Here is a 21,581-nt window from a genome sequence, read left to right as displayed (position 1 = left end):
CTCCAGGCGGGGTCGGTGATCCGATCATCCGGCGACGACGTCGAGCAGGAACGGTCCCGGATGCGCGATCATCTCTCGAATCCTTGGCCCGATGTCGTCGGGGTTCTCGACACGGGCGGCCTTCACCCCCTGCCCCTCGGCCAGCATGGCGAAGTTGAGGTCGGGCCGGGAAAGATCGAACAACTCCGGCTGGGGACGGTTGAGGTCGATCCCCCGGTCGCGGCGGTACGGGATCAGGTTGAACTCGCAGACCTTGTAGCTCCGGTTGTTACACACGATCAGCTTGGCGGGGACCTGATACCGAGCGGCGGTGGCCAGGCACTGGATGACCTCCATCGCCCCGCCGTCGCCGGTGAGGCCGACGACCATCCGGTCGGTAATGCCGGCCGCGGCCCCGATCGCGCTGGGTAAACCGATACCCAGGCAGCCCCCTCGGGGGATGAAGTAGCGGCCCGCCCGGGGAGTCAGGTAGCGAGTGAGGGCAGGTGAGCAGGTCAGGCTCTCGTCAAAGATCATCGCCGACTCGGGCAGTTGCGCTGCCAGCTCGCGGGCAACGGCGGCGAATGGCATCAGGCCGTCGCCAGAGAGAGAGTCGTCTCGGTCGATGGCCTCCTGACGGCGGCGGGCCTTCTCCTCCGCCAGTGTCCTGATCCGCTCGGTGGCGGCGCTGCGGTCTTGCCCGGCGAGGCGAGCGGCAAGGGCCTCGGCGAGATGCTCCAGGGTAAGCCTGGGATCGGCCACCGCGCCCAGATCAAGGGGGTGGTTCTTGCCGATGTTTTCGGGGTCGAGGTCGACGTGGATGACCCGGGACCCTTCGGCGAAAACCGGGCCAAGCTCCGGGAAGACCTCGGGAACGGCGTAGGTGCCGCAGAGGAAGTTCACGTCTCCTTCGCGGAACCGAGGGGTGCTGTCGGTCCCGAACATCCGGCCGGTGAACCCTTGAAAAAGCGGGTCGTCACCATCGAGTACCATATCGCCTTGATGCACACTCCAGACGGGGGCTCCGAGGAGTTCCGCGACCGCCCGGAGGGCCTGCTCGGCACCGGAGGCGACCACGCCGTCACCAATGAAGATGCGGGGCTCGCGTGCGCCGGCGAGCATGTCGGCCGCCCGATGAATCCAGTCCGGCTCCGGGGCGACTCGGGTCGAGGGGATGACCGTCGGGCGAACCTGTTCCTCAGACTCGGCGTCGAGAACGTCCATCGGTAGGCAGAGGTAGACCGGTCCCCGAGGCGGGGTGCAGGCAATCCGGATTGCCCGGCGGAGCATTCGCAGGGTCGAGGCGGGGTGGGTGACCATGCCGGCCCACTTGGTCACCGGGCGAGCCAGGTTGACCACGTCGCCGGACATGTGGGCTTCCATCGGCAGATACTTCACGCCGGTCTTGCCGCCGAGGACCACCAGAGGGACATTCCCCTTCTTCGCCTCCCAGATCGCCCCCAGGGCGTTGGCCAGTCCCGGGGTGCTGTGGATCTGGACCAGAGAGGGGTGTCGGGTCGCCCGGGCATAGCCGTCGGCGGCCATCACAGCCACCGACTCCTGATAGCAGAGGATGTACCTGAGTCGATCCTGGTAGTCGGTCAGCGCATCGAGGAAGCCCTCCTCCTCGGTCCCCGGGAGGCCGAACATGAATTCGAAGCCGTCGGCGATGAGCTGCTCAAGGATCGCGTGATTGCCGTCCATCTGTGGGCCTCCGAGAGGTGGTTCACCAGCCGAAACGCCTCAGTCCACCCTCGAGGACCTCGACCATCTTCTGGCCAGTGAGGTAGGAGTCTGGAGTGGAGCGGCCCGTGATGAAGGGGTAGTCCACGATCACCGAAGTCTCCTTGCCGAAGTTGCCGATGAAGGCACCGTCCGGCGCGGTCGCGTCTCGGAGGATGTACTCCAGCGGGTAAGGAGGAGGCCCCATGTTGAACGGGATAAAGCCGGCCGTGGGCTGGGCAACGGTCGAGGGATCGACGAAGCCGGTGCCGTCCTTGTAGTCGTACTCCAGGCAGTGGCCCGTGACGCGCTTGTTGCGGAGGATGCTCTGACGGTGTTCCATGTCGCGGGCGAAGGCGAGGCATGTTACGCCGTAGCACTCGGCACCGATCGGACGATCGAGGGCGAGGAAGGCGAGAATCAGGTCGTGAACACGTTGATTGTTGACGAGATCGACGAGCGGTCCACTCCCTCCGACGATGAGCAGCGCATCGTAGCGGTCGGCGATTTCCTGGCGAAGCCGGTCCAGCTCTCGGTGGTACGCCTCCAGGCCGCGAACGAGCAGCGGAGACGACCAGTACGGGCGCTCAGGAACCCAGTCGGCGAGGCTGATCGGGGTGTCGAGCCGCTTCGATTCCGGACTTCGGTCGGCCGAGACGTTGTCCCAGCGGCGAACCTTGGCGGCCATCTCGGGAGAGGTGACGGACCTTCCGAGAGGAGGGTCGATGTAGTCGGGGTCCATGCTCGGCGCCAGGGCGCGGGGACGGCGACCGTTGGGGGTGGCGAAGTCAACCTCATAGCCCCGTTCGGCGAAGACCTCCATCGGTCCGACGAGTTCCTCACCCCAGTATCCATGCTCGGAAAGGAGCGTCAGGATTCGTTGATTGTTTTGCGACCGAGGCGGGGGAAGCGTGTAAGGCGCCGCCGGGGTGACGTGGCCGACCGCCTCGACCGCTCGGGCAACCGCATAGACATAGGGGACAACGGCATGGGCGGAGTGTCCGGTGACAAGGTCGCCGTCGGTCACCACGACGGAGGGCATCGACTGATCGGGAGTCCAGGCGCTGAAGTCCTTTTGTCGATCTGCGGGGGTTGGCGAGACATACTGAGCCCCGGCGTTATGAATGTCGGCGAGGACCACCTCGTGGCAGACCACGCGGCGACCGGCGAGGAGTTCCGGGGTAGGGGTAAGCAGCCAGAGTCCGTGACAGAGCGCCCCGACGACGACCCGAGGGTGTCGCATGGCCGCAGCCACGAACCGCACCGCGGGGGCCTCGCGGACCATTGAGGGCGTGATCGCCTGGTCCCCCGCTTCGAAGTAGCGGAGCCGAACGCTCACGTAATTGGCTGCCAGCAGAACGGCCGCGTAGTCGGAGACTTGCGGTCGGACCACGCCGTCTGGGTCGTTCGGCTCGCGGAGCCCCAGTCGAACCTCGCGGAACTGGAGCTTCTTGGCGGTCTGCTCGATGTCCGGTGTGCCGCCTGAGAAAACCAGATCGCCGTTCGGGTCGATGTCGTTAATAATGTAGAGCTGATCATTTCCCCAGAGCCGAGAGAGGAAGTGGACCTCGGCCCCGAGGCGTCCCAGATGCGTTTCGTACGCCTCAAGCTCCTTCGGGATGTACTCCGATTCGACCAGGATCGCGACTTTTTTCCCCCGCAAGGGTTGATCGTCCATCAGTTCCCCCTGGATCTTGACATTAAGGAAGGACTGGCCGGTTTCGGTTCTGGTGTGTCGGATCCGAGAGACACACCCGATGTCAGAACACCTCGGATTCCTTGAATTTCCCCTGAGCCTGGGAGCGACTCGGCATCTTCAGGACGGGAGGGGTGTAGCGTCGCTTGGGGGCCGACGGCCCTCGGTATTTCTCGGGACGGAACTTCTCGCGGCGGTCTTCGAGCCGGGACCACCAGTTCGAGATGGTGGATCGGAAGATGACGGCAACTTCACGACCAAGGTCGCCGTCGGCCAGGGGGATCTGGAACCGCGCCCGGGCGTCTTCGCTCAGGTGCCTCGGCACCCCGTTGACCGCTACCGATTCGATCTCCACGCTGCCGGGCGGGAAGAAGTCAGGGAGCACGTTGATGGTGTGACCGATCGCGTCGGCGGAGGGTTTGAAGTAGAGGCTGAATCGGTTGGCGGTGTTTTCGTCGTCGGACAGGTAAGATCTCAGGTAGATGTGTGCAAGAAAGTTGAGTTCGAAGCTGTGGTAACCGGAGACGGAATGCCCTCCCTTGTCTCCGTACATTCCTTCGATGTAAGGGAGCCCATCCTCGGTGACGCGGAAGTAGATTCCCCAGCGGTCGCGGTCGAGAAACCAGAGATTCCAGAACGCCTGCATTTCCCGAGCATTCTGGAGATACTCAATGTTGTGGGTCTCGCCGTAGAGGATCAGGTAGGCGAGAATCGCCTGCTCCTGCTGCCAGAAGTCCTTCGTCGGCATCCAGGTGATCTCGTAGGGCATTCCGTTGGACGGCATCCGCTCGACGGCGTCGAAGCAGCCGCCCCGGTGCCGGTCCAGGCCGTGAACGGCCATGTCCATTGCAAGCTGCTCGGCCAACTCGAGCGCTCGACGGGCCGCTTGCGATTCCTCCCGCTGCAGGTGGTAGTTCGCCACCCGGGTGAGGTTCCAGGCGATCTTCAGGTTATGGCCAACGATCCCTCGATTCTTCTGCCAGCGCCAATTGTGGTCGGGAGTCCAGTCGCTCTCGAACCGTTCGTCAACGAAGACGCTGCCATCCCTCCCTTCCTTCGGACGACCATCGCGCTCTCGGGCCGGGAACTTCTCGACGATGAGTTCACTCGTCTCGCGGAGCATCTCATGGCAGGTCTTGACCAGCTTGGTGAGGTCTTCAGTTGCCGCCCGCCCCCCGTCTACGAGTTGCGGAAGCGGGTCGATGGCCAGCAGGAGATTAATCAGGTAGGCCGGCAGGTGATCGCCGATCGAGTTCCAGTTTTTCTTGCCGCGGTTGTCGCCCAGAACTGGAGCATCGGGCCGTCGCTCGACGTAGTCGATGTGCGAGTAATACCCACGGTCCTCCGGGTCGTCGTGGTTCAGAAAGAAGTAATTGATCGCTTCAATCGTCCCTCGGATATCGGAAAGCACTGTTGCATCGTTGGTGATGCGAAAGAACTGGGCCAGGCCAGCCAGGGCGTAAATCTGCTCGTAGAGCGGGAACTGGTTCTTGTCGTCGTCGTTTTGCGACGGGTAAATGATCTTGGTGAGGTTGCCGTCCCTGCCCTGCCGCCCGAACGCCCAGATGCACATCGTGCCGCCGTGACAGAGGAAGCGGAACGCCTCGCGCTGGTAGCGGACCCCTGCCGAGGCCGCTGCCAGAAACCGGGACTGTCCGGTGAGCAGGTACGCCGAGGAGAGGCCGTAGATCAGGCGAGAGAGTGTCGCCATCTCCTGCACTTTGGGGCCTTTCGGCATGCCGGTGATGTTCAGGTTGGTTCGGTAGAGCTCGGCGAAGTCGGCCTCGGAGTAGTCTCGACGGTCGCCGAAGATTGCGTCGAGCCAGCCGTTGGCCAGCTCTCGGATCTGGATCTGCCACCAGTCGTCCGTCTCGAACTGGAACGACTCGGAACGGCTGTGCGAATCGAGCAGGTAGACGGTTCGGGCGTCAAATCGGCGCCGACCGTCGTGATCCTGATCGACCCCCAGCACGACGATCAGTGATTCGGGAACCACATACTTGTGGATTCGATGGGAGAGTCGTTTCTCGTCGTACCCTTCGGGGTTGGGCACGCGGTCGCGAGGGAGTCCGTCGATGTTCGTCAATACGGTGAAGTACGTTTCGGTTGAAATGAAGATTTCATATTCGTCGCCACTGGCGGTCTGGATTCGGAACCAGTCCCGATCCTTGTCGAGCGCCCCCTCCTCGACCGTGTCCACGACGACCCCCATGACGGTGCGAGACGCAACGTAGTGGTTCATGGTTCTCCTGGCCCGACTGGGATCTTGCGGACGATTCTGTGGAACCCACCGAAACGATCTTGCCGATCATCGAAATCACACGAGGCAATTACATGCCCCTGTGCGGTGCTGGCGGACGCTCCCCAAACTCCGGGCATCGAACCCGAGCGATCATGCAGCATCACTGATGAGACGTACTACCCAACCGGACCAGTTTGGTCGGTGCAACTCACAAGAGGTTCAACGAGTCGATTCTCGTCGTTCGACCTCTTGAAAAGGTCAGGAGAAGAAGGCGGCGATCCCGTACGATCAGAACAGTCGAGAGAGATCGAGCAGTTGAGTCATTTCAATCCCGTTGCTACTACAGGATTACGTTATCTTGATTGGGATCGCCTTCACTGCGACTCCAATCCCGATCCTTGCGATACGATACTGCGTTCATAAGCAAACGCAAGAGCCTAATTGAAAAAAATTCTTGGAGTCGAAAACGGTTCAGAGATTTGGATTCCAAAGAGCGTGTGGATCACTCCAAAATCGACCTCTCAACATCTCGATTTCTTCATTAAAATTCCCCGCGTCTCCAGGCGTCACCAGCGGCCGACGCATGCCTCGCGCTCAGCCATTCGCGGGGGCTTGCGAATCGAACAGCGGAGCGACCTCGTCATCAGCGATCCCCAGGCGTCAAGATGGTCGAAGAAGCCTTGAGCCTGAGTTTCATCTGGTTGAAGGGCTACCGAGCCGTCATCGTGTCGTGGCAGACTTCATGGCTCCCGGAGTCTCCGAGGAACTGGACAGAGGTCTCACAAGAGGGGAAACGGTGGACAACCGATCGACAGAACTTGCCGAGCGTGTGCGATCTGCCTTGGTACGAGCGGCGGTCGAGGCGTACGAAGATGCCGGCCTGAGCGGCCTCTGCGCCGAGGGCCGTTGGGAGGCGGCGGTCGGAGCGATCCGCACGCTCGATCTGAGATCGGTTTGCGGCCTGGAGGAGAGCGGGCTGCCCCCGGCCCCCGAATCGAGCCGTACCGCATCGACCCTCGGCGATCTACCGACGATCGAATCGAGGACCGATTCTCCAGAGACACCATGATGCTCGGCCCGGGAATGGCGGCGCACGCGCTTCCCGGGTCGGGCTCGCCGCGATTGATTCCAACGCCAAACGAAGGAGGAAAGATGATGGTGGAATCCCCCGATGCGGTGCTCGGAGAATTCGTCCTCCTGTGGCGTTATCCGGTCAAGTCGATGATGGGCGAGGAGCGAATCGCCGCCGAGGTCACCGAGCGCGGTCTGGTTGGCGACCGGGCCTACGCGCTGGTTGACGTCGCCGATGGTCGGATCGCCAGCGCCAAGAGTCCTCGCAAGTAAGGCCAGCTTTTTGACTGCCGCACCGAGTTCCTCGACGAGCCGATCGCGGGCTCGCCACCGCCTCCCGTCCGCATCACGCTGCCAGATGGCCGATCGCTCCGAAGCGACCGGGATGACGTGGACCGGGCTTTCTCCGAGCTGCTTGGAAGGGAGGTTCGGCTCGTCGCCTCGGCCCCTGAAAACCCTCGCCTGGAGGAGTACTAGCCGGACATCGAGGGCTTGCCGCAGCGATGCGTACACCAACAAGGCAATGCTCATATCCCGGAAACCGCCATCCGTGGGAAAGTCCAGGCAAGAGGGTCACCCGGAGTTCGGAGACCTCAGTGGCCACGTCGCTCCTCGCGTTCCTGATCGCATCCCCCATCATTTCGCGGTCAGCGGGCGGAGAGTGCCTCGGCCTGTTCCGGGTATGCCCGCGCGACGGCGTCGGGCTCGGACCGGGTCGACCAGCCAAACCGGAGACCGAGGACGAACCAGCCGAGCGCGACCACCCCGGTGGCGAAGATCGTGTCGCCGACGACGCGGAGCCAGCGAAGGGTGTTCATAAGATCGGTCTGCATGAACTCGGCCGATCGAGCGTACCACATCCCGTGCTCGACGCTCGCCCAGGTTTGCAGGAGGCCCACCGGTAGGACGCTGAGCAGGACCATCAGGGCCAGGCCGATGTTGATCGTCCAGAAGGCAAAGGAGAGCGCTCCGGTCTTCCACTCGCGGCGGAGAGTCAGGCCCTTCAGGCAGAAGAGCATCAGGCCGATGCCAAGCATCCCGTAGACGCCGAACAGGGCCGTATGGCCGTGCACCGGGGTCGTGTTCAGGCCTTGCATGTAGTAGAGGGCGATCGGCGGGTTGATCAGGAAGCCGAACAGCCCGGCGCCGACGAGGTTCCAGAAGGCCACGGCCACGAAGAAATAGATCGGCCAGCGGTAGGCCGACACCCACGGCCGAGCCTGAGACAGCGTCAGGTTCTCATACGCCTCAAAGCCGATGAGCACCAGCGGCACCACCTCCAACGCGCTGAAGACCGAGCCCAGGGCCAGGATTGCCGTCGGTGTGCCGGTGAAGTACAGATGGTGGAAGGTGCCGATGATGCCTCCGGAGAGGAAGATCGTCGTGGCGAAGAGGACCGCGGCGGTGGCCGTTGTCGTTCGCAAGAGACCCATCCGCGTGAACAGGAAGGCGATGACCACGGTGGCGAAGACCTCGAAGAAGCCCTCGACCCACAGGTGAACCACCCACCAGCGCCAGTATTCGGCAATCGCCAGGTTGGTCTGGCGGTGCCACATCAGGCCCGGGACGTAGAAGATCGGGATCGCCGCCGAGGCCAGCAGAAACAGGCCAAGCAGGTGCTTGTGGTCGCCCGGCTGGCGGAACGCCGGCCAGATGGCCCGCGCCATCAGGAAGAGCCAGAGGAACAGGCCGACGGTCAGGAAGAGCTGCCAGAAACGGCCCAGGTCGACATATTCGTATCCCTGATGGCCAAACCAGAAGTTCGCCTCCAGGCCGAGCCGTTGCTGGACCGCCAGCCACTGACCGGCCATCGAGCCGACCACAATGATCAGAAGGCTGACGAACAGGAAGTTCACCCCGGCTCGCTGGAACCTCGGCTCGTGCCCCGAGACGGCCGGCGCCATGAACAGGCCGGTCGCCAGCCAGGCCGTGGCGATCCAGAAGATGCCGAGCTGCTGATGCCAGGTCCGGGTGACGCTGTACGGCAGCCACTCGGCCAGCGGGAAGCCGTAGAAGCCCGAGCCCTCGACACCGTAGTGCGCCGTGACCGCTCCCAGGCCGACCTGCGCCACCAGCAACGCTGCGACGACCCAGAAGAACTTCAAGGTCGCTCGCATTGACGGTGTCGGGCGGAGAGCCAGAAGCGGGTCGGCCCCGGGAGGCTCATGGTATTCGTCTCCCCTGTGTCGCTCGGCGGCGAAGTACCAGGCCAGGGCGCCGATACCGGCCAGCAACAACACGAAGCTCAGGACCGACCAGACGACCAAGGCCCCGGACGGGCGATTGGCAATCAGCTCCTCGGCCGGCCAGTTGTTCGTGTAGGTCACCTCGCCTCCGGGCCGGTTGGTGGCGCAGGCCCACGAGGCCCAGAAGAAGAAGGCGTTGAGCTGCTCGCGGCGCTCGGGGGTCTTGAGGGAGTTGGCCGGAATCGCGTAGGCGTCGCGCAAGTCGTGTAGGTCGGGGTCGTCGCCGAAGAGGGCCGCGTAGTGATCGCCGACGGCGGCGATCGCCTCAGCCCGCAGCGAAGAAACGATCAGGTCACCTGTCTCCGGATCGTAGGTGTTCGTCCGCAGCTCGCGACGGAGCCGGGCCTGAAGGGCGGCCTGAGCCTCGTCGTCCAGCTCGTCGAAGGGACGGCCGTACTCGTCGGCGGCCCAGTGCTCGACCAGCCAGGTCGCCACGCGGTGCAGCCAGTCGGCCGACCAGTCGGGGGCGACGTAGCTGCCGTGCCCCCAGATCGTGCCCACCTCCTGGCCACCCATCGACTGCCAGACGTTCTGACCGTCCTTGATCTCCTGCCCGGTCAAGACGACCTGTCCGTCACTCGTCACCACCCGTCCCGGCACCGGAGGTGCCTGGCGGTAGAGATCCCATCCGTAATAGCCCAGCACCGCGAACGACGCAGCGATGACGACTCCCAAGGCGATCCACAGGCGCAGGTACTTCATCCTCGATCTCCCTCACTCTGCCGGCGTCGCCCCAACGCCACGTACAGGTCTCGCGAAGACGGCCAGCCCCCGACCCGCGCGGCGGGCCGCGCGACAGGGCGCTCGGAGCCGAGCCCGGCCGTCCCATCGTCTCGTCGGGATTGACGATCCCTTGCTCGAACAGTATCGCCACCCATATTTGGATGTCAAGGTCCAAATATCCGATTCTCTTGGAGAGACGCCCCGATGATCTCGTAGACAGCTGAGTATGCCCTGCGGGCGAAGGCCTGCATCGGTCTTGCAGCGCGCGAACCGATGACAACGCAGGCGATCACGGCCGAGACGAGGGTGCCCGTTGGCGACCCGGCCAAGGTACTGCGGGCGCTGGGCGAGCCGGGATCGTCGTCGGCCGGAGAGGTTTGCACGGCGGCGGCGCGGCGGCGCGGCCGGTTGGCGAACTGACGGCGCGGGTGGAGCGAATCTCCGGTGGCCGAGACGGGCCATCCGCGGGATAATCATCCCCGCCGTTCGAGCTCGAAGCAGCGTATCGCCGATGGAAGACAGGTGACGACTCAGGCCGATGGGCGTTCAGCGTGCTTTGCGAGAGGTCTCTGGGACTTCACCGCTGTCCCACATTGGAGAGGTGAGGGTCGAGAGGTTGCCGCGACCGCTCCAGGCCACCCAGACGAAACGGCTGAGCAAGGTGCTGACCTCGGACCATCGGTTCGAACGGCTGAGAGTTATTCCCCGCCACGACGCCAGGGATCGGTGCTGTCATGAACGCCTATATTGCCCTGCTCCGGGCCGTGAACGTCGGTGGCACCGGAAAACTGCCGATGAGCGACCTCAAGGCCCTTTGCGAACACTCCGGATTCCTCTGTGTCCGGACGTACATCGCCAGTGGCAATGTCGTTTTCGCAAGCGAGTTATCGGAAACCCAGGTCAAGGCGGCCCTGGAGTCTGCCCTGCAACGGTACGCCAGCAAGCCCGTCGGCGTGCTGGTTCGTACCGCCGTGGAGATGAGGGATGTCGTCGCGAGCAACCCGTTCCCGGACGCCTCGCCCAGCCGGACCGTGGCCATCTTCCTGGACGCCCCCCCACCCGCTGAGACCGTGGAACGGGCAACCGGCCGTGCCGGCGAGGAGATCCGCCTCGGAAGGCGAGAGATCTACGTCCATTACGGCGACGGCATGGGCCGGTCCCGGTTGAAGATCCCCGCCGCCGTGGCCGGCACGGCACGTAACATCAACACGGTGACCAAGCTGGCCGAGATGGCCGCCGAACTGAGCTGACCGGCTGGGCCTGGCCGGTCCAGCTTGTTCAAGTTGGGCACGGTCATCCAGTGAGAGACGAGGATCAGTTGCGGTGAAGCCAGCGACGCGGACCACGCGACCGGCTTCAACGCACGTCTCGACGATGCTGCCCAGAGGCACACGGTCGCGTCCTCGGCGCGTCCGCGAACGCGTTCCCGGAAGGATTTCCTTCTCCGAAACGTTGGAGTGAAGCATGGCAGCCCGACGATCTCTCGACGACAAGCTCGCGGCCCTGCGGGCCCTCCGCGGCCAGTCGCTCACCAACGAGCAAAAGGCCGAGCTGAGGGCTCGGATCGGTGACCGATCGAACCTGGTCGTTGCCGCGGCCGCAGCGATCGCCGGGGAGAATTCGCTCGTCGAGTGCGCCGGTGAGCTGGAGGCGGCCTTCGATCGCTTCCTGATCAACCCGCTCAAGGACGACAAGCTCTGCCGGGCCAAGCTCGGCATTGTGCAGGCCCTCAACGACATGGAACATCCGGATTCCGGAGTCTTTTTGAAGGCGGCGCGGCATGTGCAGCTCGAACCGGTCTGGGGCGGCTCGGAGGACTCGGCTGCGCCCCTGCGTGCCGCGGGGGTTCTCGCCCTGGCACGGGTCGAAGGGACTGGCGCGCTGCCGTTGCTGGTCGACGCGCTCGCCGATCCCGCCGAGGACGTGCGGAGCGCGGCGGCCACGGCGCTCGGGGCCGTCGGCGGAGAGGCCGCGGGCCTGGTGCTTCGGTTGAAGGCCCGGATCGGCGACACCGATCCCGATGTCTTCTCCGAGTGCCTCGGCGGCCTGTTGGCCGTCGACGCCAGCGAGTACCTGACTCTCGTGGTCACCTACCTTGACCCAAGCGACCCGATCGGCTGCGAGTCGGCGGCCCTCGCGCTGGGTAAGTCGCGGTTGGCCGAGGCGCTCGATCCACTCGTGGAGTGCTGGCGGCACTCGTCTTCGTCGGAATTGAAACGGCATCTGCTTCTGGCCGTGGCCATCCTGCGCCGCCCCGCCGCGTTCGACTTCCTGGCGGAACTTGTCGCAACCGGACCGGAACCCGACGCGGCCGAGGCTCTCGCGGTTCTCGGGATCCACAAGGACGACCCGCTCATCCGTGAACGGGTGAAGTCGGTCGTCGAGGAGCGCGATCGACCGGCGATCCGGGCTGCGTTCGATCGTGCGTTCGGGTAGAGAGTCCAGGCAATCGTGAGTGATCCTGAAGTTCCGATGCTCAGGAGTCCAGCCTGAATGCCCGGCCCGGACCCTTGGCGAAAGCAACCTGCCCGAGAGCAATCCTGCGTTCCGAATGCAAGGACATTGACACCTCAATCGAAGTGAATGGCGAAGGGTTCGCGGAACCTCGATACGAAGTCCCGCGACTTCGGGCCAGCTAACCACCCGCGATGGCCCCGACGATCAGGAAGGGCTCTCTGCCCGAGGCGACCTCTTCGGGCAAAGGTGTATCGGGGGCTTCGTGAGAGAAGTCCTGTTCGCAGGCAAAAAATCGAAGGAAGGCCCGCCGCTGCTGGGTGGCATGGTCGCGGATCGTCCCGCGAAGCATCGGATAGCGGGCCTCGAGTGCGTCGAGCAGCGATCGCAGCGTCACCGGACCCTCGACCTCCAGCTCAACCTCGCCGCCACCGATCCCCGCAAGGTTCCGCAGGTGGTAAGGGATGACGACGCGAATCATGGTAGGGTCTGGACCTCCACGGAGAGCACAGCGGGTAGGTCCCGGACGATCGGCCTCCAGCGATCTCCCGAGTCGGGCGAGACGTACACCTGGCCGCCGGTAGTGCCGAAGTAAACGCCGCACGGGTCCAGCCGGTCGACGGCCATGGCGTCTCGAAGGATGTTGACATAGCAATCGGATTGCGGCAAGCCCTCGGTCAGCGGCTCCCATGCGCCTCCGCCGGTCCGGCTTCGGTAGACGCGAAGCTTCCCTTCGGGTGGGTAGCGCTCCGCGTCGCTCGTGAGCGGGACCACATAGACAGTCTCGGGCTCATGGGCGTGGACGTCGATTGGAAAGCCGAAGTCGCTGGGAAGATCGCCACTGACCTCGTGCCACGAATCGCCGGCGTCGTCGCTGCGCATCACGTCCCAGTGTTTCTGCATGAACAACACGTGAGGACGCGAGGGGTGAAGGGCAATCCGATGGACGCAGTGGCCGACATCAGCGTCCGGGTCGGGAATGTACTGTGACCGGAGGCCCCGATTTTTGGGAGCCCAGGTGAGGCCGCCGTCGTCGGTGCGGAAGACACCGGCGGCCGAGATCGCCACGAAGATCCGGTCCGGGGCGCTCGGGTCGAGGAGGACCGTGTGGGCCCCCATCCCGCCGGCTCCCGGCTGCCAGAGGGGTCCCGACTCGTGCCCCCGGAGCCCCGACAGCTCGTTCCAGTTCAGGCCGCCGTCGTCCGACCGGAACAGCGCGGCATCTTCCACCCCCGCAAAGACGACGTCCGGATCGGTGAGAGAGGGTTCGAGGTGCCAGACGCGCTTGAACTTCCAGGGGTGCTGCGTGCCGTCGTACCACTGGTGGGTCGTCAAGGGCTTTCCGGTTCGGTCCGACGTATCATAGGCAAACCGGTTACTCTGGCCCACGGGCATGCCGTCCGGGCCGGTCGTCGGCCCGCCGCCGGGGGGCTCCCACGACGTGCCACCGTCGTCCGACCGCTGGATGATCTGCCCAAACCATCCGCTCGACTGTGAGGCGTAGAGCCGATTGGGATCGGCAGGCGAACCCTTGAGGTGATACACCTCCCAGCCCGAGAAGTGCGGGCCATCGACCTCCCAGCGCTCCCTCGTGCCGTCCGAGGTCAGGATGAACGCTCCCTTGCGCGTACCGACCAGCACTCGCACCCTGCTCATCGACGTCTCCTTGACGATTGCCGCGGGCATCCTCCGGCGAATGCCCGCATTCGTGTCTTCTGGCCGGGCCGCGGTATCCAGCGCAGCCCTTGCGAAATCCTCGCCTCAAACGGAGGCCCGCTCGTTCAGCCTGGCCTGGAGCCGAGCTTCCGCGGCCCGGAGTTCTCCCGTCGGATCGCTCGGCGCGAAGTCGTCCGCCTCAAAGACGGGGCGGATCTCGATCTCGGAATCGCCCGGCATCGGGTTTGGGCAGCGCTTGACCCAGGCAATGGCCTCGTCCATTGACTTCACCTGCCAGAGCCAGAAGCCGGCGATCAACTCCTTCGTCTCGGCGAAGGGACCATCGGTCACCTCGCGACCCTCGCCACTGAACCGGACGCGGACCCCCTGGGCGCTCGGTTTCAAGCCCTCTCCCGAGAGCAGGATTCCCGCCGTCGCGAGTTCCTCGTTGTACCTGCCCATGGCTGCCAGCAGCTCTTCGCTCGGGAGTGCTCCGGCCTCGGAGTGATCTGTCGCCTTGACAATCACCATGACCTTCATCGCATCGTTCCTCAATGTGTGTCGTGTTCCAGCCATTGATCCTCTTGCAAGAGGCCGCCGCGGTCTGACCGCGGCGGTGCGCTCCGACTCGCGTCAGCTCGTGGGTCCGGCAACGGTGACCATCCAGCCGACATTGAACCGGTCGGTCACCATCCCGTAGCACGGCGACCAGAAAGTTGCTGAGAGGGGCATCTGGACGCTGCCACCGTCGGCCAGGGCATCGAAGGCTTTCCGGGCTGCATCCTCGGTGGGCAAGGTGATCGACAGACGGAAACCGTCGAATGTCGACTGGTCGTCGCACCCGTCGGAGGCCATGATCGAAGCGCCGAGGACCCGAAATGAGGCGTGCATGACTTTCTTCTCAAAGCCGTCCTGGAGCATTCCGGCCGGAGGGGACTCGGGGCTCTCGTCGAACCGCATCAGCATCTCGACCTCGGCCCCGAGGGCTTTGCGGTAGAATTCGAGAGCCTCCTCGCATCGGCCGGAGAAGAACAGGTACGGGGTCAGAGTGGCGTTGGTCATGAATTCTCCCTCCAATTTGATCGTCGTGAGGCGGGCGTAAGGCAGACCCTCCTGCCGTCTCGCTGGCGTCCCTTGGTGGTCGATTGGGAGCTTTGGAAATCGACACCGACTCAGGATTGAGTCGAGAGCGTTCGAAGCCCAGACACGTCGAACAGGGGACGTACCTCGACCGATCCGACCCGCGCCCCTGGATGTCGGGCCGCGATGCGAAGGGCATCGTCGCGCGATTCGGCGAGAATCACGTAGTAGCCCCCGAGGATCTCATTGGTCTCGGCGAACGGGCCATCGGTGATCTCGCGTTTGCCTGATCGGACTCTCACCGAAGTGGCGACCTCTGTGAGATGAAGCGGCGACGCATCCACATACATGTCGAAATCGCTCAGTTGCCTCGCGAGCGATGCGGCCTCGGCCATGGCTTCCCTGAGTGCAGCGGAACCGGCCGCCCGCCAGGCCTCGGCGTTGTCATAGCAGAGGAGCATGAACGGTCGCTTTGCCCCGTCGGCGTCGCCGGCACTCTCGGGGAGGTTTCGAGACGGCGGCAAGTCCTCCAGCGGGAACACGGGGCGGATCTCGACGGTTCCTTTCGTCGCGGGAGGGAGCGCACTCGCGACCGCGATCGCCTCGTCGAGGTTGGCAAGCTCCAGGATGTAGTAGCCGCCTAGCTGCTCGGTTGTTTCCGCGAAGGGACCATCGACGACGAGTACCTGACCGTCACGCACCCGGACGGTCGCGGCAGTCGTCACCGATTCGAGCGGCGAGGAGGCAAGGTATTTCCCCTCGGCGATCAAGCGGTCGCAGATCCTCATGGACTCGACCATGCAGGACTTCCGCTCCTCCTCCGTCCAGAGGCGCTCGTCCCCATACATGAGCAAAATGTACTTCATTGCGATCTCCGTGGCGTTGACAATTCGACGAGGCGAGGAGCATGAGACTTACTGAGCATTTACCGCATCCTGGAGCGCCCGGATGTCCAGCCGAGACATTCCCATCATGGCCTCCATGACCCGGCCCACCTTCGCTCGGTCCGGATCCGCGAGGAGTTCCGTAAGCACCGAGGGGACGACCTGCCAGGAAAGCCCGTACCGGTCCTTCAGCCAGCCACACTGGCCCTTCGATCCCCCTTCGGAGAGCCTGGTCCAAAGTTCATCGACCTCAGCCTGGGATTGGCAGTCGATCGAGAGCGAAATTGCCTCGTTGAACGTGAAGTGTGGCCCCCCGTTCAGCGCAAGAAACTCAATGCCGGCGAGGCGGAACTCCACCACAAGCGCCTCTCCGGAAGGCCCAGGAGTGATCTTAGTGAGGGCTGAATCCGGAAACAGGGAGGTGTAGAACGCCACGGCCTCTTCCGCCTTATCGTCGAACCACAAGCACGGCTTGATCTTCTGTCGTGTCATGGAAACCCTCGCAAGCGCAGGTCGTTTCGCGGCAATCCTCCTGCCAATCAAGGAGTACCGCCCGGTTGGTTTCCTGATGGTCGAACGGTCGAACCGCGAATCGACACACGACGCACGATATTTTCGAAGGCCAGGGATCCGACCGCCGAGGCGGTTCGATCGTTAGAGGCTCGCCAGCCGCTTTTGCAGGAACCGACGCTCCGGCCCCTGCTGCGCGAGGTCGAGCGCACGGTCGTAGGCAGACCTCGCCTCGTCTCGCCTGCCCAGCCGGCGGAGCAGGTCGGCCCGAGCGGCGTGCGCGAGGTGGTACGAGGCCAGATTGCCGCGTTCGAGGATCGCATCGATGAGCCCGAGGCCGACGTCCGGGCCATCTCGAAAGGCCACGGCGACCGCACGGTTGAGCGCGACTACTGGAGAAGGGTGGATCGCCAGAAGCAGGTCGTAAAGCGCCGCGATCTGCCGCCAGTCGGTGGCTTCCGGAGTCGGAGCCTCGGCATGAATCGCGGCGATGGCTGCCTGGATGGAGTACGGCCCGGCCTCTCGGGAGGCGAGAGCCCTCTCGACGAGCGCTCGGCCTTCGGTGATGAGCCGGACGTCCCACCGAGATCGATCCTGGTCTTCGAGCAGGATGATGTCTCCGTCCCGAGTCGTGCGGGCCTCTCGGCGGGATTCCTGAAGGAGCATGAGAGCGAGGAGGCCGGTTGCCTCGGGGGCGGGCAGCAGGTCTGCGACCAGCCTCCCGAGACGGATCGCCTCCCCCGAAAGGTCGGCTCGGGTCAGGGCCTCACCGACCGTGGCTGAGTAGCCCTCGTTGAAGACGAGGTAGATGACGGCAAGAACCGACTCGATACGCTCGGGCAGTTCGTCCGAAGAAGGGATCACGAACGGGATCCGGGCGTCCCGGATCTTGGCTTTCCCTCGAACAAGGCGCTGGGCCATCGTCGCCGGAGCGGTGAGGAAGGCGCTCGCGATCTCCTCGGTCGTCAATCCGCACACCTCGCGGAGCGTGAGCGGGATCTGAACCTTCCGGTCGATCGCCGGGTGACAGCAGGTGAAGATGAGCCGGAGGCGATCGTCCTCAACCTCCTCGTCGGCCCGGGCCGAATTGGCCTCGGCGATTTCCGAGAGTCGACCGGCGAGTTCTGGCTGGAGATCAACGAAGTGGCCGCGCCGGCGGATGGCGTCGATCGCTTTGAATCGCCCGGCCGACACGAGCCACGCCCGGGGGTTTCTGGGAATGCCATCCCTCGGCCACCGCTCGATTGCTACGGCGAAGGCCTCGTGCAACGCCTCCTCGGCCAGGTCGAAGTCACCGAGAAGCCGGATCAGCGTGGCGAAGACGCGGCGCGACTCGGCGCGGTAGACCTCATCCACCAGGCCCCGGATTCGATCGCCCGGGCACTCCTCCATGATCCTGGCTCTCCGAGACGCCTCGTGATGCGGCCTCCTGCGAAGTCGGAGGGCCGAGTCAATCGCCCCACCATACATCCGGGCCCGGCCTCCGCCAAGAGGTGTTGGAGAAATTTGTACACTACGACCGAGCGCGAACCGCTGAGGCCGATTCCTCGGGATCCCCCCGGCCTTTCACTCGCCAGCTCCTGACCGTCCTGGATGACCTCGCATTTCGAGATCCGGGCCGAAACCTCATCAACTGCCGAGGCGCTCGCGACCTGCCCTTCGAGCACGGCTCGAAGGTTCTCCTCAACGTAAGAGCATCCCGGGCGCAACTCCGGTCCCGACCGTTTTTTCGACGAGGTCTGCCAGAGAAGAACCACCCGCCTGGCGCCCCGCACTTGAGGCAGGTCGTCGAACCGCCGTCAAGCCGCGAGCCTGTTGTGCTGCTCAATCAAACGATCGTGCAACTTCCGGAATTGGGCCGGTGTGCATTCATCGCACGACTTCGCGATCTACCACCATGCGCCCGGATGCGACATGCGAGCGATGATCCGGGCCATTATTCCACGGGAGTTCCATAAACGCAGAGAGTCGCGTCCAGGACGCGGCTCTCTGCACAAGGCTCATACTCTCAAGGACTCGCAAGCGGAGGAGGTGGGATTCGAACCCACGGTACCGTTGCCGGTACACCGGTTTTCGAGACCGGCCCACGACGACCTCGAAACACCGCGAATCACGGCCTTTTCTCCATCCCGTCACCTCACTGGGGGGCGCGCATACGCCCTCCCATACGCCTATTCTGCGGCCGACGTCGGCCGGTCCGTCACTCACGGTCTGGGCGTCCTTCCCGGAACTGGGGCCAACCTTCGTGGATGTCCTGGAGTTGAGGTGCCCCCCCCAGCCTTCCCCTACCCGGGGTTGCGAGGCCGGCTCGAACGCGCCTCCTTGCAGCTGACGCGATCTGTCGATCCGAGCGAGAAGCCGCCTGAGAGGGAAACGACCGATAGCCCTTCGGCGTTTGTCGGACTGGAGCGCGCAAGTCTCGCAAGTCGACTCTCTGCCAAGCATCCTTCGTTCAGCACCTTCATCCTCAATGACAGGCAGAGTCGTCGCATACCCGGGTTGATCGCTCCGATCGGGTCGCCGTTGATCTCGGACTCGAGACTTCCCGAAAAGCTCTCGGGGAGCACTCGGATTCGACTCACTTTCCTTCTACGATGGGCCCTTCGCCGGGCGTACGGACGTCCCGCAGGGGATTACACCAGAAACGGCAACCATCGAGGAGTGATCGTGATGACCCGAGCCGAGTGGATACGGGCAATGGCCGTCGGCCTCGCCCTGATCGGGGGCGCCGCGGCCCCATCGACCTCAAGGGCCCACGACGGCCCGCACAGCCACGGCCACGATCATCCGGGCGAGGCCCCCGCGGAGGCCGCCGGGCCGAAGTACCCGACCGGCCTGATCCTGCCGCCGATTGACGGCCCGAAGCCCTGGTCGGATGCGCCGCACCTCAACCACCCGGACCGCTTCCACATCGCCATCATGACCGACCGCACCGGCGGCCACCGTCCCGGCATCTGGGAGAAGGGGGTCGAGAAGGTCAACCTGCTCCGCCCCGAGTTCGTGGTCAGCGTTGGCGACCTGATCGAGGGCTACACCGAGGAGGTGCCCGAGATCGAGCGGCAGTGGGAGGAGTTCCTCGGCTTCATCGAAACCATGGAGATGAAGTTCTTCTTCGTCCCCGGCAACCATGACCTCACCAACCCGACGATGCACCGGATCTGGCGGGAGCACTTCGGTCGGGAGTGGTACTCGTTCGACTACAAGGGCGTCCATTTCGTGGCGATCAACTCCGAGGACCCGCAGCAGCACCTCGGCGAGGAGCAGCTCGCCTGGCTCGAGGAGGACCTCGCGGCCCACGCCGACGCCCGATGGACTCTGCTTTTCCTGCACAAGCCGCTCTGGACCTACGCCGAGCGCGAGATGGCCGCCGGCAACCCCGACCCCACCAACTGGAAGCGGGTCGAGGCGATGCTCGGCGACCGCCCGCACACCGTCTTCGCGGGCCACGTCCACCACTACGTGCAGTATGACCGCAACGGCATGAACTACTACCACCTGGCGACCACCGGCGGCGGCTCCCAGCTCCGGGGCGTCCCCTACGGCGAGTTCGACCACGTCACCTGGCTGACCATGGAGCCCGACGGCCCCCGGGTCTCCCACCTGCTGCTCGACGGCGTGCTCGCCCCCGACACGGTCACCGAGAAGGGGATCGCCCGCTTCCGAGAGTTCCTCACCGACGCCTCGGTGCAGGTCGCGCCGATCCTGATCACCGAGGGGGAAGGCCTGGACGAGGGACGGATCGACGTCCGCCTGGCCAACGACTTCGACGTCCCGGTGACCGTCAGCGGCCGGATCGAGGGCCTGCCGCTGCGGGGCCTGACGGTCGATCCCGCCTCCCTGGAGCTGACCGCCGAGCCCGGCGAGGCCGCCGAGTTGTCCGTCCGTGTTGCCTTCGGCGAGCCAATCCCCTTCGAGGCGCTGGCCGGCACCGTCTTCACCGCCACGATCACCGGCGAGGCCGCCGAGGGCGAGGCGCCGCTGAAGGCCGAGCAGGCGGTACCGGTCGTCATCGACCGGGGCTACACGATCTCCCCGGCCGACCACGACGTCGCCCTCGACGGCCGGCTCGACGAGTGGGAGTCGCTGCGGAACGGGCTGCCCAGCCCGCCGATGATCCTGGGAGCCGCCGAGTCCTGGACCGGCCCCGGCGACGCCGACCTGTCCTTCGACCTGGCGTACGACGACGAGATGCTCTACCTCGCCGCCCGGGTGCTCGACGAGGCGGTCGTCCCCGGCGAGGATCGGCTCGAGGTGCTCTGGGACCCCCGGCCGATGGACCGCCGCGTCTCGGACCCCCGCTTCGCCCGCGGAGGCCACCGGTTCACGATCCCCGCCCCGGCACCGAACGGCGACGAGGCCTCGGATGCCCTGGAGGTCGGCCGTCGCCGGGATGGTCCGACCATCGAGGGCGCCCGGGCCGCCTCCCGGCAGATCGAGGGGGGCTATGAGGTCGAGCTCGCCATGCCGCTCTCGGCCCTGGCCGAGGCCCAGGACGGCGCCGACTGGTCGAGCTTCCAGCTCTCGGTCGTCGTCTCGGATGTCGACGAGTCCGGTGCCGAGCCGGCCCGCGTCCTCTGGCGGGGCACCCGGGACGTCGATCGTTCCAACGCCCGGTTCGGCCATTTCGTCCGCCGGCCCTGAGCCGGATCGACCCGGGCCCTGGGGGTGTCCGCCCCCCCGGGGAGCCCGTGGGGGAACGCCTATAGCGAGACGTTCAACAGCCGATTGAAAGACGAGCTGCTGGACCGTGAGGTGTTCGAGACGCCGGAGGCGGCGAAGGTCATTCTCGAAGACCTCCGCCTGGACTCCAACCATCAGAGGCAGGGTCTACGCATCACAACAGGAAATTTGGGAAACCGATTATTGTGGTGCAACTTTGAACATTACCATGAAAAATACTGCGTTTTCTCTATTATAGAAGTTTCAACATAAAAGTTGCATTGTTGTAGAATTTGGATTGGGACGACCAAACCAGCGAAAAACTCAGCGTTTCTAACGTGCGTAGACCCTGCCATCAGAGGCCGGACCGATTCTTGGGCCGCTTCGTTCCCCCCGACCGACGTCGTTCTAATCCCCGATCCCACACTCTCATAATCCCTGGACAAGAATTCGGTTCCAGGTCAGTTGGCGATGCGGATGTGAGGTTTTCGGTCGGTGACCGAGATGAGAGAGGCCCTCGTGGGCGGCCGCGGGCCTTCGTTGCCACGTTCGGTCCCGACGGCCTCCGCCTCGCCTCGTGCCGTCGGGACTTCACCGTTCGCCTATGGCAGACCGAAAGCGGCGCATGCCAGGTCCTGTGTTCGCACACCGATGATGTC

General features: G+C 64.6%; 17 protein-coding genes. 6 read left to right on the top strand and 11 right to left on the bottom strand.

Going from position 1 to position 21,581, the window contains the following annotated elements; all coding sequences use genetic code 11:
• Positions 1-24 precede the first annotated feature (24 nt).
• From GA615_RS26255 to GA615_RS26245, 3 genes are all read right to left on the bottom strand, one after another.
• Positions 25-1,683: a thiamine pyrophosphate-binding protein gene (locus GA615_RS26255; RefSeq protein WP_152054322.1), complete on the bottom strand. Its 1,659-nt coding sequence runs from the start codon at positions 1,681-1,683 to the stop codon at positions 25-27.
• 22 nt (positions 1,684-1,705) lie between these two features.
• Positions 1,706-3,379, bottom strand: coding sequence for a DJ-1/PfpI family protein (locus GA615_RS26250; RefSeq protein WP_152054321.1), 1,674 nt, complete (start codon positions 3,377-3,379; stop codon positions 1,706-1,708).
• A gap of 82 nt (positions 3,380-3,461) precedes the next feature.
• Positions 3,462-5,639 carry an AGE family epimerase/isomerase gene (locus GA615_RS26245; protein WP_152054320.1) on the bottom strand — a complete coding sequence of 726 codons (2,178 nt, stop codon included), beginning with the start codon at positions 5,637-5,639 and terminating at the stop codon, positions 3,462-3,464.
• A gap of 796 nt (positions 5,640-6,435) precedes the next feature.
• Here GA615_RS26245 and GA615_RS26240 point away from each other — a divergent pair.
• Both GA615_RS26240 and GA615_RS26235 read left to right on the top strand, forming a co-directional pair.
• The gene (locus tag GA615_RS26240; RefSeq protein ID WP_152054319.1) at positions 6,436-6,708 is read left to right on the top strand and encodes an acetyltransferase; all 273 of its coding nucleotides are present in this window, start codon (positions 6,436-6,438) and stop codon (positions 6,706-6,708) included.
• 83 nt (positions 6,709-6,791) lie between these two features.
• Entirely contained in the window at positions 6,792-6,983 is a 192-nt protein-coding gene (locus GA615_RS26235) for an MOSC N-terminal beta barrel domain-containing protein (protein ID WP_201750334.1), read from the top strand.
• A 374-nt stretch (positions 6,984-7,357) separates the two neighbouring features.
• Here GA615_RS26235 and GA615_RS26230 read toward each other — a convergent pair whose 3' ends face one another.
• Positions 7,358-9,658 (bottom strand): nitric-oxide reductase large subunit, encoded by a 2,301-nt coding sequence (locus GA615_RS26230; protein WP_152054318.1) that lies wholly within the window; start codon positions 9,656-9,658, stop codon positions 7,358-7,360.
• A gap of 755 nt (positions 9,659-10,413) precedes the next feature.
• Between GA615_RS26230 and GA615_RS26225 the strand changes: the two genes are divergently transcribed.
• Both GA615_RS26225 and GA615_RS26220 read left to right on the top strand, forming a co-directional pair.
• Entirely contained in the window at positions 10,414-10,929 is a 516-nt protein-coding gene (locus tag GA615_RS26225) for a DUF1697 domain-containing protein (RefSeq protein WP_152054317.1), read from the top strand.
• Positions 10,930-11,143: 214 nt separating this feature from the next.
• Positions 11,144-12,115, top strand: coding sequence for a HEAT repeat domain-containing protein (locus GA615_RS26220; protein ID WP_152054316.1), 972 nt, complete (start codon positions 11,144-11,146; stop codon positions 12,113-12,115).
• 199 nt (positions 12,116-12,314) lie between these two features.
• On the opposite strand, the gene GA615_RS26215 is transcribed toward GA615_RS26220, so the two are convergent.
• The 7 genes from GA615_RS26215 to GA615_RS26185 all read right to left on the bottom strand — a co-directional run bounded on the left by GA615_RS26215 (position 12,315) and on the right by GA615_RS26185 (position 17,655).
• Positions 12,315-12,614, bottom strand: a complete 300-nt coding sequence (locus tag GA615_RS26215; protein ID WP_152054315.1) for a MoaD/ThiS family protein — start codon at positions 12,612-12,614, stop codon at positions 12,315-12,317.
• A complete protein-coding gene (locus GA615_RS26210; RefSeq protein ID WP_152054314.1) occupies positions 12,611-13,789 on the bottom strand; it encodes a WD40/YVTN/BNR-like repeat-containing protein in 1,179 nt (392 codons plus the stop codon). Before GA615_RS26210 ends, GA615_RS26215 begins: the two co-directional genes overlap by 4 nt.
• 105 nt (positions 13,790-13,894) lie before the next feature.
• Positions 13,895-14,329, bottom strand: coding sequence for a YciI family protein (locus GA615_RS26205; RefSeq protein ID WP_152054313.1), 435 nt, complete (start codon positions 14,327-14,329; stop codon positions 13,895-13,897).
• Positions 14,330-14,422: 93 nt separating this feature from the next.
• Positions 14,423-14,851 (bottom strand): VOC family protein, encoded by a 429-nt coding sequence (locus tag GA615_RS26200; protein ID WP_152054312.1) that lies wholly within the window; start codon positions 14,849-14,851, stop codon positions 14,423-14,425.
• Between the two features lie 110 nt (positions 14,852-14,961).
• Positions 14,962-15,735, bottom strand: coding sequence for a YciI family protein (locus GA615_RS28345; RefSeq protein ID WP_152054311.1), 774 nt, complete (start codon positions 15,733-15,735; stop codon positions 14,962-14,964).
• A 48-nt stretch (positions 15,736-15,783) separates the two neighbouring features.
• On the bottom strand, positions 15,784-16,245 hold the full coding sequence (locus GA615_RS26190; RefSeq protein WP_152054310.1) for a VOC family protein: 462 nt from the start codon (positions 16,243-16,245) through the stop codon (positions 15,784-15,786).
• Between the two features lie 162 nt (positions 16,246-16,407).
• Positions 16,408-17,655, bottom strand: a complete 1,248-nt coding sequence (locus GA615_RS26185) for an RNA polymerase sigma factor (RefSeq protein ID WP_152054309.1) — start codon at positions 17,653-17,655, stop codon at positions 16,408-16,410.
• Positions 17,656-18,933: 1,278 nt separating this feature from the next.
• Here GA615_RS26185 and GA615_RS26180 point away from each other — a divergent pair.
• Both GA615_RS26180 and GA615_RS28510 read left to right on the top strand, forming a co-directional pair.
• Positions 18,934-20,904 (top strand): metallophosphoesterase, encoded by a 1,971-nt coding sequence (locus tag GA615_RS26180; RefSeq protein WP_161602580.1) that lies wholly within the window; start codon positions 18,934-18,936, stop codon positions 20,902-20,904.
• Between the two features lie 24 nt (positions 20,905-20,928).
• Positions 20,929-21,195, top strand: a complete 267-nt coding sequence (locus tag GA615_RS28510) for an integrase core domain-containing protein (protein WP_161602579.1) — start codon at positions 20,929-20,931, stop codon at positions 21,193-21,195.
• Positions 21,196-21,581: the final 386 nt, after the last annotated feature.

The sequence above is a fragment of the Tautonia marina genome, from assembly GCF_009177065.1.
GTDB lineage: Bacteria > Planctomycetota > Planctomycetia > Isosphaerales > Isosphaeraceae > Tautonia > Tautonia marina.
The sequence above is the reverse complement of the archived record's forward strand: the minus strand, read 5'-3'. Positions and strand labels throughout refer to the sequence as shown.